General features: G+C 62.4%; 1 protein-coding gene. It reads right to left on the bottom strand.

What is annotated here, in order from left to right:
* Positions 1–147: 147 nt before the first annotated feature.
* On the bottom strand, positions 148–550 hold a 403-nt coding region (locus ABD990_RS34195; protein ID WP_345384947.1), incomplete at its 5' end, for a hypothetical protein.

Here is a 550-nt window from a genome sequence, read left to right as displayed (position 1 = left end):
CTGTTGGGCCTTTCATCTTGTCGCCAGTCGCCTGGACAGTCGTCGACGGTTGATGATTTTTCGCATGAGGTCTGTCTTGAAGGGAAGCTCTGATGTGGATTGAGGGTTTCGCAGCAGGAGCCGGCGCAGGCGGCGGTTGAGCCCCTCTCACTGTCTCCGTGGGGACTTCTGGTGCGGCGTCAGCCAATTGAGCACCAGTTCCTTTTCACCGTTGGGGTAGCGGCCCAGCATCGGCGCGATGGTCTTGGTGTCGATGGCGGGCTTATACACGCACAGGCCTTCGCCGAAATCCAGCATCCAGCGGTGGTCCTGGTAGAACTGCTGGCGGCCGGTAAGGGTGCGCCATGGGATCAGCTCGTGCACGTTGGTGTAGCCGGCGTTGTAGCTGACCTCTTCGCTTTCCAGGCCCGACCAGGTGGGCGCCGAAATGATCTTGCGCGGCTGCGCCTGGATGTCGCGAAAGCGGATCTTGCCCGCTTCGATGCGGCCCGCCGGCTTGGGCAAGAGGCCCATGATCGACAGGCTGGTCACGGACTTGCCGGAGCCGGAC

Origin of the sequence: Pseudonocardia yuanmonensis (genome assembly GCF_039542425.1) — a bacterium.
GTDB classification, from domain to species: domain Bacteria; phylum Actinomycetota; class Actinomycetes; order Mycobacteriales; family Pseudonocardiaceae; genus Pseudonocardia; species Pseudonocardia yuanmonensis.
This window is presented reverse-complemented; position numbering and strand designations above follow the sequence as displayed.